Source organism: Paenibacillus rhizoplanae, from assembly GCF_042684125.1.
Taxonomy (GTDB): domain Bacteria; phylum Bacillota; class Bacilli; order Paenibacillales; family Paenibacillaceae; genus Paenibacillus_AQ; species Paenibacillus_AQ rhizoplanae.
In genome coordinates this window covers 70,482-90,074 of sequence record NZ_JBHUKY010000025.1, presented here as the reverse complement: position 1 = coordinate 90,074, position 19,593 = coordinate 70,482, and the positions used below count along the sequence as shown (strand labels likewise).

Genomic DNA, 19,593 nt, shown 5'->3' with positions numbered 1-19,593 from the left:
TTAATCTCCCCTTCTTCTGCGCTCGCTTTTTTGAATTTTGACCGAAGACAGCGCATGGCTCTTGCCCGTCTTATCCGTTTTGTGGAGCCGCGCATTCCCAGCCAGGATGTTTCTGATATCCGTCTCGCCGGTCTCCAGGTATTCAATGGATAACGCAGGAGAATCGTGAATGTTCTGCACAATGACACCTTCAATCACCTGAAAGCTTGTTCTCAAGCTCTCATGCCGCCTTATAAGTCTGTTCAACGTGCGCTCAACCTTATTCCAATCCGGGCTTCCCCCCAGCAGTAGAGCGCCGGGCAGATTATAGCTTAAGTCCTCTCTGTTCAATTCATGAAGAATGAAGAGCCGGATTTGTGCTGAAGATGCCGGATAATAGACGTTTACGGGTGCTTTAGGGATCGGAGCCGAGAATGCATTCGACTGTAAAGCGGCCAGCCCTTGTACCGGAAGCTCAGCGGAGTTCATTCGATCAGCCAGATACTCCGCCATACCTCGCAGTATCGGAAAACGGAAGAAATCCTGCAGCCTTATTTCTATTTCAAAACGTTGTTGAATCTGGAACGACAATCTGTAGGCCATCAGGGAATCACCGCCAAGCTCAAAGAAATGGTCTTCCGCTCCTATGGAGACTCCCCGGAACAGTTCTGTCCACAGTGAGGCTAGTTCCAGTTGGATGGCTCCCGACGGAGCCACAAATATTTGTCCTGAGGGCAGTTCTGTCCCCATACTGCGGATGGCTTTACGGTCTAGCTTGCCGCCGGAAGTGAACGGTACGTGCTCCAGCGAGAAGAACTTGGCCGGCACCATGTATTCCGGCAGATAACGCTTCAGAAATGTACGCAGCGCCTTAACGGTACAGTTCCCTTGGGTCAATAGATAAGCGGCAAGGTATTTATATCCCTGATCGTCTGTACAGTCGATGACCGCTGCCTGCCCGACGGCCGGATGCTGCAACAGATAATCCTCAATTTCCCCAGGCTCGATCCGGTATCCCTTAATTTTGACCATATTATCCGTCCGCCCCAGACACAGAATCGCCCCGCCGGGCAAGCGCTGTGCCAGGTCACCCGTCCGGTACAACCGCTCGCCCTCGGCAAACGGACTGGCGATAAACTTCTCCGCATTTAGCTCTTCACGGTTCCAATACCCTCTGGCCAGCTCCGGGCCGGACAGGCATAGCTCGCCTGTCTGGCCGTCCGGCACGATGCGGAGTGCATCGTCCAGAATATATGCCTGTGTGCTTCCTACCGGATATCCGATCGGAATCCGCTTATCCAGCTCATACGGAGAACATCTAAAGGCAGTGGCGAAAATACACGATTCGGTTGGACCATAGAGGTTGATCAGCGAAGCGCCCGGCACCTTGGCGAAGAATTCGCGGGCTTGCTCCTGCATCAATGGCTCTCCGCCAACCATCACAGAGTGGAGGGAAGCCACTCTGCCGGACGTACCCGGCGACAATCCTGCTAAGAACATGGACATGGCTGTCGGCAGAAAGAACGTTGCCGTTACCTTGTGTTCTTCAATGGCTTCTATAATATGACGGGCGTCCTTCTCATAGCCCGCTTCCAATAGCACCAGCTTGCCACCGCATACAAATCCGCCGAATAGCTCCAGCAGCGATGCATCGAATGTGTACGACCCTTTACTCAATAGAGTATCGGTTCTGCTTAAAGCTAAATGCTTCCACACCCACACCACCCGGCTTGTGAACGCTCCATGCTCAATGAGTACCCCCTTCGGCTTACCCGTAGAGCCCGAAGTTGTAATCATATATGCCAGATCAACTGGCGCAATCTGCAGTCCAGGATTTGCGCAGTCCTGATCTTGTTCACAAAGGATGTCGATTTCCAGCACCCGAATCCTTTCATTCATCCAATCCCCCCGGCAGCTCCTGTGTGTCAATACCAGTTCGGCTCCGGTATCGGCCAGGAGCAACTGAATGCGTTCGGCCGGGTCCTCATGATGAATCGGCAGAAACGCCGCCCCCGCCTTCAGAATGCCCAGCATGCCGATCATGACCTCGAACGAACGTTTCATAACAATAGCAACGATTTGTTCTCTGCCGATGCCAAGTTCAAGCAAGGTATGGGCCACGAGATTAGATTTCCGGTTCAGTTCTTCGTAGGTCATTGATTGTCCGGCATATATCAGGGCCACATTCTCCGGCGTTGCCTCTGCCTGCTCTTCAAATAAGAGGTGTACAGGTTTATCCAAGGGAAGCTCCGGCTTATTCCAGTCCCATTCCATTACTGCAGCAGGTTCATGTTCATCCGCAGAAGGAGAGATCCTTGTAGAATCCGCTGTACAGGGGGGCTCTACCCTTGCCTTAACCGAAGTTCCGGCTTCTGCAGCTACAGCGATTTCATTCACCTGGCCTTTATCCATAAGGATCTCACCAATTGTCAGCGTTGGCTTGTAGAGTACAGCTTCCAGGACAGCCAGGAAATCCTGGCTAAGACTTTGCACCGTCTCCGCTTTAAACAGTTCGGTATCATATTGGAAAAGAAGCTCCAAATCCTCCTTCATCATGGTGGCAGCCACCGTTAAATCGAACTGCGCCCCCGTATACTCCGTCTCGCACGGGGCTATGCTTACGCCGGGTAGCTCAATGGCCGCGGCCATGGATTCGTTGGCGAACGAGAACATTGTATCAAAGAGCGGATTGCGGTCTGCCTCCCCCGAAACATTCAGCTTGCTGACAAGCTCTTCAAAGGGATAGTCCTGGTGGGTATATGCGAGCAGGAAGTGTTCCTTAACCTCGCGGACGAAATCAGTCGCAATCATTCCGCTCTTCGGCCTATTGCGGATGGCAAGCGTATTGACGAACATTCCAACAATCGGATTAAGACTGGCATGGCTTCTTCCTGAAACGGGTACGCCAACGACAATGTCTTCCTGACGGCTTATGTTGCCAAGCAGGATATTGTAAACGGCGAACAACACCATAAAGACGGTTGTGTCCTGTCCGATGGCAAAGTGTTTCAATCGGCTTGCGGTGTCAAAGCCAATACGAAGACTGACGGCTCTACCTTCGCCTTTGCGTCTTAAGGGACGGGGGGAGTCGAGCGGCAGCCGCAGCTCTGGAATCGGCTCTTCAAATTGGCTGAGCCAGAATTGTTCCTGCTCCCGGTACAGCTCTCCACCCGTCAGGCTGCGCTGCCAATTCGCATAATCTTTATACTGGAGCGGCAGCTCGGGCAGTTCTTTACCCGCGTACAGCTCGGCAAACTCGCTCATGATAATATTTTGAGACAGCCCGTCCGTAATGATGTGATGCAAATCCATATACAGCACATGCTGTCCTGCGCCTGTCTTGATGATCTTTACACGAAGCGGTGGCCCTTCGCGCAGATTGAACGGCGTGACCACCCCATTGAGGTGGTCCGAAGCTTCAGTTCCGGCTAAACCGCCGGTGTTCTCAATCCAAGCAGCCTGACCCTTTACCGTACTGGCCCTGAAAAAATCCCGCAAGCCCATCTCAACCTGCCATTCCTTATTAATCAAATGCAGCAGCTTCATGGCTAACAGGGATTGCCCGCCCAGCAGGAAGAAATCATCCGAAGTTCCGATTCCCTCCTTCTGCAGCGTCTCGGACCACAGCTGGACAAGCCGGTGCTCGGTTGGCGTTGAAGGTTCTACTGGATGTAGGCTTGCCGGACTCCTGCTGTCAGGCAAAGGGAGCTCCCTCCGGTTCACTTTGCCGTTTTCCGTCAACGGAAGGGCAGGCATACGTATATACACGCCGGGAAGCATATATTCCGGAAGCACGGTCTTAAGGAAGGCTTTCCATTCGGGAGCCGGGATCTCTCTGTCCGATACGTAATAAGCTGCAAGCTCAAGGGTTCCGGAAGGCCCGCTGTAGCCTGTTACAATACTGTCCGTGATTGCGGGATGCTGCTGCAGTGCCGCTTCGATCTCGCCGGGCTCAATCCGGTAGCCGCGCACTTTAAGCTGCTGATCCATCCGCCCCAGAAACTGGAGATTGCCACCTGGAAGATATCTGCCGAGATCTCCCGACTTATACAGGCGTTCCCCCGGTATCCAAGGGTGGGGAAGAAACTGCCGATTCGTTAAAGCGGGCTGATTCAAGTAACCTCTGGCCACTCCTCGTCCGGCAATGCAGATTTCACCAGGGACGCCCGGAGGTTGCAGCTCCAGGGAGGCATTCATAATATATACTGCTGTATTGGCGATAGGCCTGCCGATAGGCAGAGACCGGGACTGTACGGCCTCTACCCTGTAATACGCCGCGCAGACCGTGGCCTCTGTCGGTCCATAGGTGTTGTACACCTGAGCATACCGGACCAGGCTTGAGACGTAGTCCCCCTTCAGCACATCGCCTCCACTGATGAAGACGCGGACGGATTCAAGCGTCGGCAACTGGTTAAGCTCGTTCAACACAAAGGGCGACGTGCTTAGCAGCGTAACCCGATGCTCCCTGATGAGCGTCTGAAGCCGCAGAATATCGAGCAGCTCCTCTTGCTGGACGATAACAATCCGGCCTCCGGCTGCCAGAACCGGAAAAATCTCCTCTACGGAGACATCGAAGGCATAGGAGGCCTGCTGCAGGATGACATCGCTGCCGGAAAGCGAGAATTCATGACGGAAAGACGATATATAATGAACGACATTCCGATGCTCCACCATCACCCCTTTCGGCTTACCTGTAGAACCTGATGTATACAGAATATAGGCCAGATTATGCGGTGCAGTATGACACCCCGGTTGCGATGCTTCCCCCGTATACAAGGTTTCGTCGGTAATATCAATTACCGGCCCCTTGTACGCGACGATTCCTGACAGATTGGATGAAGCCATCAGCAAGGACATGCCGCTGTCTTGGATGATGAATGCCAGACGCTCTTGTGGATATCCGGGCTCCATAGGCACGTATGCCGCGCCTGCCTTCATCACAGCCAGCATGGAAGCAATCCGGTCCACGGTACGCTCAACGAGGAGGCCGACCCTGTCGTCTGGCGACAGGCCGAACTTCCCCAATGCGCAGGCCAGATGATTGGCCCGTTCATTCAATTCCTTGTAAGTGAAGCTGCGTCCACCGCATATGACAGCTATATTTCCCGGAACAGCCGCGGCCTGCTGCTCGAACAACTGATGGATCAGCAAGTGCTGCGGCACGGGGATCGGGGCGCCGCTGTATTCGGTTATGAGTTGTTCCTGCTGCTTCCCGGATACCAGGGAGATTTGGCCGATCGGTCTGGAAGGATCGGAAATAATCTCACCCAGAAGATGCTCGAAATAACTGCCTAAGCGGGCAATCGTGCTCTCCGTGAACAACTGTGTGGCATACTCGAAGCGAAAACAGAGCCGGCCGGCCCGTTCGAACCAAATCAATGTCAAATCGACATGGACCGCTTCAACCTTCGCTTCCAAAGGCTCAAATTGCAACTGGTCTGCGCTCAGTGCCTCTCCGGTGAAATTCTGGGAGATGAATTGAACATCGAACAGCAGGTTCCGGCTGGAATCCCGCTCCAGATGAAGCTGTTGCAGCAGCATTCCATGAGGATAATCCGCATGCTCATAAGCCTCAAGGGCAAGCGTCTTGACCTCCTGAAGATAATCTTCAAACCTCTTGTCGCAAGAGGGCGTGCTACGGAGCGCAAGCGTATTAATGAAGAGGCCGATCAGCCGTTCGGTCTCTTTCTGTTCCCGGCCGGCGCTGGGCGTGCCGATCACGAGTTCTTCCTTGTTGGCATATTTGGACAAGAGCACCGCATAAGCGGCAAACAGAAGCATAAACAGCGTTACTCCGCTCCTGGAGGCTGCATTCTTAATTTTGGCCGTCACTTCTTCTCCCAGCTCCAGATTGTAGACATCACCCGCAAAATTCATTTCAGTCGGTCTTGGCGAATCCGTCGGAAGCTCCAGTACAGGCCATTCAGTACGAAACTGATTAAGCCAGTATTGCTCTTGACGGTTCAGTTCCGCTCCTTGAAGACGTTCATTTAACCAAAACGCATAATCGGTATACTGGACCGGGAGCCCCGGAAGATCTTGACCGGAGTACAGTTGAATGATGTCACTCAGCAATATCCCAATCGATGCGCCATCCGCAATAATATGATCCACATCAAGCATAAAGAGATGCCGTTCGGCGGATATCTTGACCAGCCTGGCCCTGAACAGAGGGGCAACGCCTAAGTCAAACGGCCGGACAAATTCGCTTATATAATCCTTGTATTCACGGTTATCGGCATCCGCGAACCCGAGCTCAAATTCTACTTCATTCGTCACCTTCTGGACCAGTTCCTCCCCCTGTAGTTCAAAGGAGGTTCGCAGCGAACTTTGACGCTGGATGACCCGCTGCAGGGCATTCTCCAGCCGCTCTACTTGAAGGGGACCGCTCAGAATCATCACGCTGCACAGATTGTTCAGTGTGCTCTCTCCGGCCATTTGCCGGATCAGGAAAAATTGCCGCTGTGCAGACGTAGCAGGATAATATTCACGGACGCCTGCAGGCCCCAGCACAGCCTCTTGTGCTGGCCTCCACGTCTGCGGCAGGCCTGCCCCGGTAATCGGTCTGCTCCAGTCAGCCGCGCCTTCATCCACGTATTCCGCCAGCTCTTCAACCGTCAAGTACCGGAACAAATCACTGATCTCTGTCTTCTTGTCTAAGGTATTATTCATCATGGCGATTATTTTGCCAGCCAACAGTGAATCCCCGCCCAAATCATAAAAATTATCATAAAGATTCACCTGCTCATGTCCCAGCACCTCGGCCCAAATGCCGGCAATCGTCCGCTCCGAATCGCTGTATGTCCCCGATTCCCTGCCCCGGATGCTGAAGCTACGGCGCTGCATGATGCCCGTCTTCTGTCCGGACCGGCGATAGCGGTACCGTCCCAAGGCGCTGCGAATCTCAGCTGACAGACCTGTTGGCATGGCAGCTTCAAGCCTGGCCGCCAGGGCATAATTCAGCCTGCCGACCATCATCCGCGGCGCCGGATGCTTCAGGATTTCCTCAAGGGCATCCAGCGCTTCACCTGTCCGCAGGCCCTTAAACCATGTAGAGCTCAGATCCAGATTATAGTCAACAGCCATTCCTGTCTCACTCCAGGAAGCCCACTCTATAGCAATGGTTTTCTTGCCTGAACGGTTACGAAGCTCTGCATAAGCGTCCATAAAGGCATTTGCTGCCGTATAGTCCGATTGCCCAGGCCCTCCAAATACGGAAGAGACCGAAGAAAATAACATCAGAAAATCCAGATTATCCTGCTCGGTTAGCTTGTCCAGAATACGTGTTCCTTGTATTTTAGGCAGTAGAAGCTTGCAGAATCCCTCATCCTCCTTCAGGGCAAAGACACCTGCACCGGCCTTGCCGGCCGCATGGATAACACCATGTATGCCTCCCCCCTGATACCGCAAATTCGTGAAGATACGGTTCATGCTTTCCTCATCTGAAATATCAGCCTGTATATAATCAACAACAGCCCCGTTGGCTTCCATGGCCAGAAAGGCCTTAATGCTTCTGAATGCACGTGGTGCTGTATCTGCGGCAGCGGCAGTTGCCCATGCTTCCTTGGGCGGTAATGCGGTCTGGGCGATAAAAGCCAGATGTACCCCGGTCCGGGAGGCCAGCCACTTTCCAACCTCGAGCGCCAGTCCTCCGGTGCCCCCGGTGATGACGTATACTCCCCCGTCCCTGACGATGAGCTCTGTATCTACAGATTCGCCGGGATCTGCCCATTGCAGTTCTTCGGCATACCCTTTTCCGTCCCGAAGCGCCAGCAGATACGGTCTGTCGACCATGGCCATAGCTGCGAGCACTTCCTCCGGCTCCGTCATCTCGTCCACATCAATGCAGCGGCAGTTCAGTCCGGCATCTTCCTGCCCTATAACCTTAGCCAACCCGTACAATGCCGCATGCTCCGGCATAATCAACATTTCCGTTCCAGTTACCTCATAGGCGGATCTGGCAACAACAACCAGGCTTGAATTCAGTTTGCCGGTCACCGCCTGAGCCAGATGCAAAAAGGTTAACAGCAGCGATTCATCGGACACACAGGGGTCCGCTCCCCATAGATAGAGGAGGAGTCCGGAATGCATACACTCCTCTTCTTCAAAAAGCCGGGCAAACTCCCCTTTGCTTCCGCCGCAAATATAGGTGTCGCTATCCAGGCGGGCGAATCGCCTGCCACGCTTGACTTCAATCACTCGCCGGTTCTCCCCGCGGAGACTACGGGCCATTGATTGGGCCAACGGGCTATTGTCTGTGAACATGATAATAGCTTGCTCCTGTGGCCATAGCTGAGCGGGTGACGAAGGTTTCGCTGCCCCTGAAGACCCCTCCACGCTGATCCAGGCAATTCGATGGTAGAGCCGTTCTTCTGCTGAAAGACCCGCTTGAACCTCTCCGGCACGAACCCTTTTAACGGTGTAATCCTCAATTTCGAGCAGCACTCTTCCTTGATCATCCAGAATCAGCACATCGACGGTTAACAATTCTCCGTTTTCCTTGGCCTCCTGTTTCTTGACGGCATAGCTGTAAAAGTGTTCCGGAAGGGAATCGTAGATCCGTAATCTACGATATGTAAGGGGCAGGAACAACCCGGTTCCCAGGCTTTGACTAGTCACTCCCACCGCAGCATCCAGCAGTGCAGGATGCAGTCTGTATTGCTCCAGATCTGCATGGAACGGATGGCTCAGCGATAATTCCGCCAACACCCGGTCTTCTCCCGCTTCAATCTTCCGCAAAGAGTTCCAGCGCGGTCCAAAGTCGAAGGCGCCGGCTGTGTCTTCAGTGTTTTCTGCAACGGCTATCTCCTGCACCTGGCATTGAGACCGGAGCTTAGCCAAATCAACCGTGCGGCCGCCATCCGGTCCAAAAGAAGCTTTACCTTGGGCATGCCTGACCCAGCCCCGTTCCTCCTCCAGACCGGCAGGCTCTCCGCGGCTGAGCACCGCGAATTCAACCTCCTCCTCTTCCCAGCGGAGAACCGTCTGGACTTCTCGTATTTCGTCCGGTTCCACAATTAGCGGAGACACGAAGAGAATGTCCCGGAGTTCAAGAGCTTCCCCTGAATGGCCGCACGCCTGCAAAGCTGCCTGCACCATCTCCAGATATGCCGTCCCCGGAACAATGGAACGGCCGGCGACTACATGCTCGCTGAGTACCCAGTGCCGCTCAACCGAGAAGCTGGTGACAAAAATCGCCTGGTTCTCCGTTTCAGCCAGGCATTGATCAAGCAACGGATGCAAAGAAGCAGCTTGAGCAGACTTTACGTTCTTGCCTGCAGCCGCTGCCTCAGCGGGAACGACCCAACAGTGGTGCCGTTCGAACGGATATACCGGTGCAGGTACCCTGAAGCAGGCTTCGTTCTCATGCAGTCTTTCCCAGGCGATATCCGCCCCGGCAACATACAAGCGGCTGGCCTGCATTAATTTCTGTTCATATTCCATCTGCTGCAGCAACACCGCTTCGCTCTTTCGGCTAAGCTCCCGCTGCTCATCCACGGTCAAATCGCCGGCTTCTTTTTCCTTGCGGGAAGAAATCATCCGGTGACAGCCATAAAATACGCCCGGAGCTATCTCGCCAGTGGGCATTCCGCCGCTGTGCAGGCTTTCCTGAAGCTGCGCCAGCTTTTGTCCAAGCTCTTCCCGGCTGCTGCACAGCACGGCTGCTCGGCAGGCATAATGTCCCCGGCCTGTATTAGCGGTATAACAGAGATCCCGCAGGGTGTAGCGGTTCTCCTCATGCAGATAGCTCTGGTAGGCCCCCAGATAAGCCGAGAGTGCTGCTTCGCTTCTGGCTGACAGGCTAAACAGCGCGAGCTCCCCCGTATCATCCGGCTCCGCGGCATTTAACACTGTATCCGCAGCATGTGGTGCCTCTTCAAGGACAACATGACAGTTGGTACCGCTCAAGCCGAATGAACTGACTCCGCACAAGCGGGGTCCCCCCCCGGACTCCCATACACGCAGTCTCTCATTGACGTATACCGGCGAATCCGGAAATGAAATCCGGGCATTGGGCGCAGTAAAATGCAGGCTGGCCGGAAGCTCACTATGCTTCAGACTCAGCACCGCTTTAAGGAAGCCGGCAATTCCCGCGCAGTGATCCAAGTGGCCGACATTGGTTTTGAGCGAGCCAATCCCGCAGAACTGCTTCCGGCTCGTATACCTCCCGAAGGCGTTGCGTAGGCCTTCGATTTCAACGGGATCACCCAGCTTCGTACCGGTCCCGTGCGCCTCGATATATTCAAGACGCTCCGGATGAATTCCCGCATCCGCCCAGGCTCTGGCCAGAACATCCTCCTGGGCCAGAGAATTGGGCGATGTAATCCCTGCAGAGGTGCCGTCATTGTTAACGGCGCTGCCTTTAACCAACGCATAGATATGGTCACGGTCCCGTACCGCCTGCTTCAGCGGCTTCAGCAGGATGGCAACAACGCCTTCGCCGCCTCCGGTGCCGTCGGAATGTTCATCAAAGGTTCGTGTGCGGTCATCCGAAGAGCCTACCCCCAAGCCGCCGCCACTTCCCTGCTTTACCGGCAGAAGCGAGAGCTTGATTCCGCCCGCGAGGGCGAAGTCACATTCTCCTTGCCGCAGGGCGCGGCAGGCGAGATGAACGGCCACAAGAGAAGAAGAACATGCCGTATCCACCAGCATGCTTGGTCCCTTCAAATCCAGCAGATAAGCAATCCGGCTGGCAATCATCGAATGAATATTTCCGGGAATTGAGGCGTTAAGCGAAGCAGGTGACAATTCAGCGATCAGCCGTTTGTACTCTTCACCCATATCGCTTCCGAAGCCGACGTATACACCGGTGCTACTGCCCGCCAGACGCCCTCCTCCATAACCCGCATCTTCAATCGCCGTCCAGGCCGTCTGAAGAAACATCCGCTGGTTTGGGTCCATCAGATTCGCCTCTTTCGGAGATAAATGGAAAAAGGAATAATCGAAGACATCGACTTCGTCGAGATAGCCGCCGTCGAACATCGTAGTGGTGTCGTCTAAATAACCCGCACGATATAGCTCCTGCAGATTCTTTTTTCTGGAAGCCGGGAACGGACGGATGGCATCTTTCCCTTCCCTCAGACTCTCCCAGAACTGTCCGGCATCGCCGCTTCCGGCGATTTTACAGGCGATGCCGATAACGGCAATGTCCTCGTCGCGGAGTTGCTGCGGCCGGTTCGGGCCGCTGCCTGCGAAATCGGATTCACTTAGTTTCAAATCTGCTAGATTCAACTGCAAATTGGACACAGTATCCTCCTCCTTTCCCAATAATGAAGTTAACTGACCTGAAACGCCGGAAATAAATCTTGGGTATTGGTGGCATAGAGCATCCGCTCAAACCGTTCTTCCTGTTCCTCAAGCGGAGTGAATTTAGTGTTAAGAATGGACTTTAGCATGGTCAATGCAAATTGCATTTCCTCCAATGAAGGCTCGGAGCCGGTCTTTTCCAGCCGTTCCCGCAATTCCTGAATCCGCCGATAAGGCACAATTACGCCTTGCTCATACTGTCCATTGTCCCAATTGCGGTTCTGCGTAGTTACTGCTGCGGCAATACAGGCAACGATCAGCCCCAGGCCGTCAGGTCCCGCCTCCATTCCCGCCTTGCGAAGCTCCTGCAGATGGGAGACATGCTCCATTGAGAATGCACGGCTGCTGCCGGATATCGTCTTGATCAGCTTCATCAGCACAGTCCGGGGACCCACTTCGATAAAGCTGCTAACATCCTGATTTAACAGATACTGCATACTCTTATACCATTGAACCGGGCGTGCCATTTGCTGCGTCAGATTAGGCACGATAAAGCGTCTATCCGCATAAGGTGTACCTGAAAGATTAGCTATAACCGGCCATTTGAACCTACCGTAGGCATAGCCTCTTAATTCCTGCCCGAACGCCTCCGAAGCCTTGGCCATTACCGCGGTGTGAAAAGGGGCACTGACCTTCAAGGGGATGGTTCCGGCACCCAGCTTCTCAATTTCATCCTTAGCTTTATCCAGGGCGGCCGTATGTCCGGAGATGACGATCTGTTCGGCGGAATTATAGTTTGCAATAGATACATAAGACTGAATGGACGACGTCCTTACACAAATATCAGCCAGAATCTCTTCGGACAACCCTGTGACGGCCAGCATTCCCCCGCTCTCAGAGCCGGCCGCCTCTTCCATAAGCTTCCCTCTGCAGCGAACCAAGGAAACGGCATCGGCAAAAGACAGCGCCCCACTGCAGGCCAGCGCGGTGAACTCGCCCAGACTATGTCCCGCAGCGTAGGCCGGCGCAGGCTTTATCTCCTGCATTAATACCCGGAATGCAGCTACACTAGCCGTCAGAATGGCGGGCTGGGCGTTAGAGGTACGGGACAACTGTTCTATATCCCCTTCGAAGCAAAGCGCCTTCAGGTCGAAGCTGAGAACGTCACAAGCCTCATCAAAGGTATCCCGCGCCGTTTGAAAGTTATCATATAAATCTTTTCCCATCCCCGTATATTGAGAGCCTTGTCCCGGGAACAACAAACCTAATTTACTCAAAGCAACCATCCTCCTTAGTCATTGACCCGCAATCTTATGCAGTAAATTGATATAGCCGTTCATGGTCCGCTCCATCCATATTTTATTCAGCCTGCGCTTCCTGCTCTCGCAGAAAAAGGATACTGTGCCCGACCGGATTTCCAGATGGAGGAGCAGATCGTAATCAGAATAGGCTCTGGAAGTTGTATCATTCACCCGGATGCCCAGATGTAAGGGCTCTGTACCTATTTGATTGGCAAGCACAGGCAAGCGGGGAATAGGATATCTATCCGTATCCGCCGCCTGCTGCCGTTGATGTGCAATGGCCAGTGTCAGAGCGCCCAGATCATTGCTCTCCGGCAGGCTTGTGCGCACCGGAAAGCTTTGAGCCTTTCTTACGCCGGTTCGGGCTGGCCATATTCCTGCCCCGCCTGCCTCCGCAATCAGCTCTGTGCTGCCCGTCTGCAGATGCAGTACATAGAAAAAGGAGGCTAGCAGCAGATCAGTTAAATCAAAGGGCTGTTCTTCCAAAGCACGCAGCAGCGTGAGGTACACATGCTCAGGAAGGGTACCAGCAATTGAGCGCTGCGGTTCGTTCCGGCTGCCTGCATCCATATCCCGTGTAAACGGAATAAATGGCAGCGGAGCAGCCAGCAGCTCTAGCCAATAGGCCTCCTGTTTGCGGTATTGTTCCTTGTCCTCCTCTGTACGGACCAGGCTTTCGGGCATTTCTTGTTCAAGGAATGCCGACAATCCGGCTACTGTAGGATGGGCCATGCAATCCATGATGGTAAGATGCGGGGAAAAAGCCTCCTGCAGGCGCATATGGAGCTGGATCAGGAGAATCGAGCTCCCTCCTAGTTCAAAAAAATTGTCGTTGCGCCCAATTCCTTCCCGCTTCAGCAGCCCCTCCCATAAAAGTACAATTTCCTGCTCGGTGCCGGAGACCGGGGCGGCATAGCCGTCCCCGGGTTCCAGTCGGCGGGATTCAAGCTGCGGCAGGCGCTTGCGGTCGATTTTCCCGTTCGGCGTCAATGGTAAGGCTTCAACTACAATGAATTCTGACGGAAGCATATAAGCAGGGAGAAGCCCTTCCAGGTGGGCACGAAGTGCTCTTACCGTCAGTTCTGATTCACCAACATAATAAGCGCACAGCTCGGCAGTCTCCTGCTCCCCGCGTGCCACTACTACCGCTTCACGTATTGCACTATGGGTCTGAAGCTGATGTTCGATCTCTTCAAGCTCAACCCGATAGCCGCGGATTTTGATCTGATGGTCTTCTCTGCCGAGCACTTCAAGCTCACCGTCCGGCCGCCATCTGGCCAAATCTCCAGTACAGAAGATCCGCTCCTGCGGCCGGAATGGATTCCTGGCGAATTTCCGGGAAGTCAGCTCTGGACTACGGTGGTAGCCGGTCGCCACTCCTTTTCCGCCGATCCATAGCTGTCCGGTCACCCTATCGGGTTGCGGCTGCATATGATCATCCAGGACATACACCCGGGTATTGGCGATCGGGGTACCGATTGTCACCGGCTTATGCTCTGTTAACTCCTGGACCGTTGACCACACCGTAGTTTCCGTCGGACCGTACAAATTGTAGATCCTGCTGTTCGTCAAAACCCGGGCTTGGCTCAGCAACGATTCTGGAAACTGTTCGCCTCCTACCAGCAGAACCTGCAGGCGCTGCAACCTTTCTTCTGCCTTGGGGTGCATCAGCAGCAGCCGCAGTCTGGACGGCGTCGTCTGAAGAAATTCAGCTCCGGCATCCCACACTCTGTTGAGAAGCGCATCGGCTGAATGCTGTTCTTCCTCCGTGGCGAGCACTACACGCATCCCCTGCGTTAAAGGAAGCAGCGTCTCCATTAGAAAGATGTCGAAGGCTGCAGTCGTTACAGAGAACATCGTTTTCCCTTCGCTAAAGGGTATTCGGCCTGTTAATCCGTATATGAAATTCACGACCGCTTCTTGGGGAACGACAACACCCTTGGGATTACCGGTAGAACCGGAGGTGAAGATCATATAGGCCATGTCCTGAAGTGTCTGCAGCGGAAGCAGCGGGCTGGAATCGTTATCCCACTCCTCGTCATGTTCCATCCAGATCTGAACTCCAGAATAAGCACCAGCATCCAGCAGCCCCTCGTTTGTCAAAAGAATATCCGCCTGTCCGGCTTTCAGCATATATTCAACCCGTGCAGCAGGATAACCGGGGTCTAGAGGAACATAACCAGCTCCAGCCTTCAACACAGCCAGAATTGCCATTATCAGCTCTACCGAACGGCTCACTAAAATACCGACTACCATATTCGGCTTTACGCCTGTCTTCCTAAGTGTCCGGGCCAGCCGATTGGAGAGAAGATCGAGCTGGCCGTAGCTGAGTACGGTACCTCCGCAAGCCACTGCCGCCGCCTCAGGCCTTCTCGCCGCTTGTTCCTCGAACATCTGGTGAACTAAAAATCCTTCGGCAAGCTTCACCTCCGGACCGCTTCTTACTTCTAGAATGTTGTATTCTTCCGCAGGGGTTAACATTTTGGCCAGGCAGAGTGGTCTATCCGGCTGCATCGCAAGATTCCCCGCGAGTTGGATCAAGTGACGAGCCATTTGCTCCGCCGACTGCTCAGTAAACAATTCAGTGCAATATTCCCATATACAGTGCAGCCCATCCGGCATCTCTGTTGCTGTCAGAACCAAATCTAACGGAACATAAGGGTTATCGAGAGGTAGTGGCTCCACCTGTATTCCTGGTATCACTCTTTCACCCTCCGTGAAATTCTGCAGCCTGAGCATGACATCGAACAGCGGATTCCGGCTGATGTCACGTTCCAGATTCAAGCGGTTGACCAAATGGTCAAATGGATAATCCTGATGCTCAAGGGCCTCCAGGCTAACCTGTTTCAATTCATCAAGGTATTGTCTGAAGGTCAACTCCGGCAGCGGATGACTGCGGAGCGCCAATGTATTAACGAACGTTCCGATCATCTTTCCGGTTTGAGCATTGGGCCTGCCTGCAACCGGTGTACCGACGATGATGTCATGTTGGCCGCTGTAGCGGCTGAGCCACACGCTGAACACCGCCAGAAGCCCCATAAATAAGGTAGCCTCTTGACCATTGCTTATGGTGCGAAGTCCGTTTAAGACTGGCAACGGCATAATGAAGCGGAGCGTTCCTCCTTTATAGCTCTTATGCTTCGGCCGGCTGTAATCCGCCGGAAGACTTAACAGCGGAATTTCTTTGCCGGTCAGCTTCTCGTCGAATTGTCCCAGCCAATAACGCTCATGTTCCTGGTATGCCGGTTCGTTCAGACGGATATTCTGCCAGGCGGCGAACTCTTTATACTGCACCCGCTGTCCTTCGAGAGAACGGCCTGCCAGCAGTTCCGTGAACTCATCCAGCAGAATTACAGCTGAAGTGCCATCATACACAATATGGTGAAAATCCAGCAGAAGTACGAACCCTTCCTCTTCCAGGGTAATCCATTTCGCTCTGAACAATGGCGGATGCTTCAAGTTAAACGGCCGCAGAAACTGGCGGACAATTACTGTCATATCCTCCCCGCCCGCTTCACCGGCTTCCAACTGCCAATCAATCTCCCCGTAAATGTGCTGGTACACATCATCTTCCAGCAGGGCAAACCCTGTCCGGAGTACCTCATGCCGCTGTATCAACAGCCTGAAGACTGCTTCAATCTGTTCGCGCTCAACATTACCTGAGAAGCGCCATGCCGAGAACACATGGTTGCTGAGGCTGTCCTGCTCGAGCTGCTCCAGAACATAGAGCCGTCTTTGTGCGGAGGATACTGCATAATAATCCTGATCCTCCAAAAGCTCAATGGGAGTATCCTGTTGACGGGATTTGCTTTTAATCAGAAGTGCCTGCGCCCGAATGGTCTGATGCTCGAACAATTCCCTGAAGGTCACTTCTGTATGGAACTGCTCCTGTATCAGATACATAGTCTTGGCCAGTTTGAGCGAATGGCCGCCAAGCTCGAAGAACGGGTCCAATACGCCTACTTGTCTAGTAAGCAGCACTTCCTGCCAAATGGTTGCCAGTGCTTCCTCAACCTCCCCGACGGGCGGAACATATTCATTAGCCTGATGAATCCGGCCTTCGGGCAGCGGCAGATTTCTTCGGTCGATTTTGCCGTGGGAAGTCAGCGGCATGGCCTGCAGCTCCAATAGCAGGGACGGCACCATATATTCAGGAAGCTGTTTCTTCAGGTACTCACGCAGTTCAGGGGATTCCAGACCTGGCGTAGTGGCGGTATAGTAGCAGACAAGCGCCTTCGTGCCGGATTGCTCTTCGCGGGCTACAACTGCCGCTTCCGCCACACCGGGACAATGGGTAACGGCCCGTTCCACTTCCTTCAACTCCACCCGGAAGCCGCGAACCTGAACCTGATCATCCCTTCTGCCCAGGTACTCTAACATCCCGTCTGTTCTTAACCATCCAAGGTCTCCTGTCCGGTACAGCCGTTCTCCTGTCAGAGGATAGGTTGTGAAGGCTTGCGCAGTCAGTTCCGGCTTATTCCAGTACCCGCTGGCCAACCCGATACTGCCGATACAGATTTCTCCAGGAACCTGGAAGCCGGCTGGCTGACCTGCTGCATCCAGCACATAAACATGAGTATTAGCAATCGGCTGGCCTAGGGGAATTCTCAATTGATGCTGGCCTGGCTTATCCGTAATCAAGTAATTCGTGGCATAGATTGCGGATTCCGTCATTCCATATATGTTAGCAATCTTAGCCGTATGGAACCGTCCATACCATTCCCGCACCAGATTAGCGGGCAGTGCTTCGCCTCCGTTGAACACCCATTTCAGAGCATTTAAGGGGTTCGTATCCCCGATCTGACAGGCGGCAGAGAGAAACAGCGCCATTTGACCGGGAACAAATTGCGTAACACTGATCCTCCCCTCCTTCAAGCAGTGGTACAACTTAACCGGGTCCTTCACCGTTTCTCCGGGTATAACAGTCAATTTCGCTCCAGCCAGCAGGGGCCAAAAAAACTCCCAGACCGAATCGGTAAAGCTGGCCGACGTCTTCTGTGCAACTACATCTTCCGGGCTAAGTGTATATGTATCCTGCAGCCAGAGGAGTGTGTTAAGCACAGCCTTGTGGGAGATCATGACGCCCTTCGGATGTCCGGTAGACCCGGAGGTATAGATGATGTACGCCAAATCCCTAGCTCCGGCAATTGCAGGCAAATCTGTTGCCGGATAGCCGGCGTTGCTGCGGATGATCTGAAGCTTGTCCGGCAGCCCCGCAATGACCGGCTCTGCAGGACTATCCGTCCATACTGCTGAGCCGGCGGATAGTCCGGAAGGCTGCTCTCCTTCCAGACAGACAACAATATCGACGCTGTCCGGCAAATAGGCGGACAATTGTCCAAGGTAGCGCGGCTCGGTAATCAGCACGCGGCAGGCGCTGTCATGCAATAAATACCGGATGCGCAGCTCCGGGTACTCAGGATCAACAGGCACATATGCTCCGCCTGCCTTAAGCACACCCAGCACAGCACCAAGCAGATCGCTTCCACGATCCGCTAACACAGCAACTGGTTCATTCGGCACGACTCCGCATTGTCTTAATAAATGACCGATCCGATTAGACTCTTTATGCAGATCCGAATACGTTATGGTCTTACCTTGATGCTCAATTGCAATAGAGTCAGGCGTACACGCGGCTTGACGAGCGAATAGAGACGGAATCGTCTCCTCTTGCGGATACATCCGCCGGGTATCATTTACCGCTTGGAGTACACTTTGCTCCTCATCGGATAAGTAACCAATTTCCCATATCCGCTGCTCAGCATTGTCTGCAACCCCGGCAATGATCCGCCGGAGATTGTCTCCGATCCGCCGGACAGAAGCCGGGCAGAACAAATCGGTTCCATAGCATAAGGAAAGAATCATCCGGTCATCGACCGTCTCCACGATAACCGTCAAATCGAATTCATTATGCTCCGCACCCTCTCCGATCATCACTTTATTAAACCGGAGTTCACTTAAATTCTCCTCCGAACTGTAATCAGAAGCAAAATTAAGGAGAACATCAAAGAGCGGTGCCCTATTCAGACTGCGCGGCGCTTCAAGCAACTGCAGCAGCTCGTCAAAGGGGTAATCCTGATGCTCAAATGCCTCAATGCAGGTCTGCTTCATCTGTTGCAGCAATTCAGGGAATAGGCCCTCGACAGGAAGGCGGTTACGCAGCACCAATGTATTAACAAAGAATCCGATCAGATTCTTCACATGTCTATTATTTCTTCCGGCTATGGGAGTCCCTATGAGAATATCTTCCTGGTTGCACAGTCTTGCTAGAAGAACCTGAAGGCAGGCGGCAATGGACATGAACATCGTCGTCCCGTATCTCCGGTTCATCAGCTTCAGAGCCTCGCATACCGAAGATTCGATGACAACCTTCTCTATGCCCGCCGCTGCATTCCTGACCTGCGGCCGGGCATAATCCATGGGCAGGTGAAGACTGGGCAGCCCCCCACCCAGCTTCTTCTGCCAATACTCCTTCTGCTTGCGAAGTTTGCCTGAAGACAATAATTGATTCTGCCAATTGGCGTAATCAATATACTGAATCGGCAGGTCGGGCAACCGGATGTCAGCACCTCGCTCTATGGACTGATATATCGTAAACAGCTCACGGAATAATACTTCCATCGACCATCCGTCTTCAATGATATGGTGCAAACAAATATAGAAAATGGTATCCTCAACGTCCAAATAATATAACCGTACACGGAACAACGGCCCCTCCGTTAAATTAAACAGCATTCCCGAATCGGCAAGCAGATCAGCATGGACAGCCTCCTGCACGGCTTCCGCTCCAAGGCCAGAATAATCGGTAACGGGCAGGTTCACTTCCAAATGCTCCAGCACCATTTGCCGCGGCTCTCCGTCTACAGACAAAAATACGGTACGGAGCACAAAATGACGCTCAACAATTTGCTTCAGGGCTTGCCGCAACAATTCAGGGCTTATCCTACGGCCGATTCTGACAGCCATAGGCTGATTCAACTCGCCACTGCCCGGATTCAACTGGGATTGAATCCAAAACCGCTTTTGTCCGTGGGATAGCTCGTAGGTCGCCTTCTCTCCCATAGGC

Annotated in this window: 3 protein-coding genes; all 3 read right to left on the bottom strand. The window is 53.5% G+C overall.

What is annotated here, in order from left to right; genetic code table 11:
• The 3 genes from ACFSX3_RS15655 to ACFSX3_RS15645 are packed head-to-tail and all read right to left on the bottom strand — an operon-like array spanning window position 1 to window position 19,589.
• Window positions 1-11,226, bottom strand: coding sequence for a non-ribosomal peptide synthetase (locus ACFSX3_RS15655; protein ID WP_209993118.1), 11,226 nt, complete (start codon window positions 11,224-11,226; stop codon window positions 1-3).
• A gap of 29 nt (window positions 11,227-11,255) precedes the next feature.
• Window positions 11,256-12,512, bottom strand: a complete 1,257-nt coding sequence (gene fabD, locus ACFSX3_RS15650) for an ACP S-malonyltransferase (protein WP_379256208.1) — start codon at window positions 12,510-12,512, stop codon at window positions 11,256-11,258.
• A 9-nt stretch (window positions 12,513-12,521) separates the two neighbouring features.
• A complete protein-coding gene (locus tag ACFSX3_RS15645) occupies window positions 12,522-19,589 on the bottom strand; it encodes a non-ribosomal peptide synthetase (RefSeq protein ID WP_209993114.1) in 7,068 nt (2,355 codons plus the stop codon).
• Window positions 19,590-19,593 lie beyond the last annotated feature (4 nt).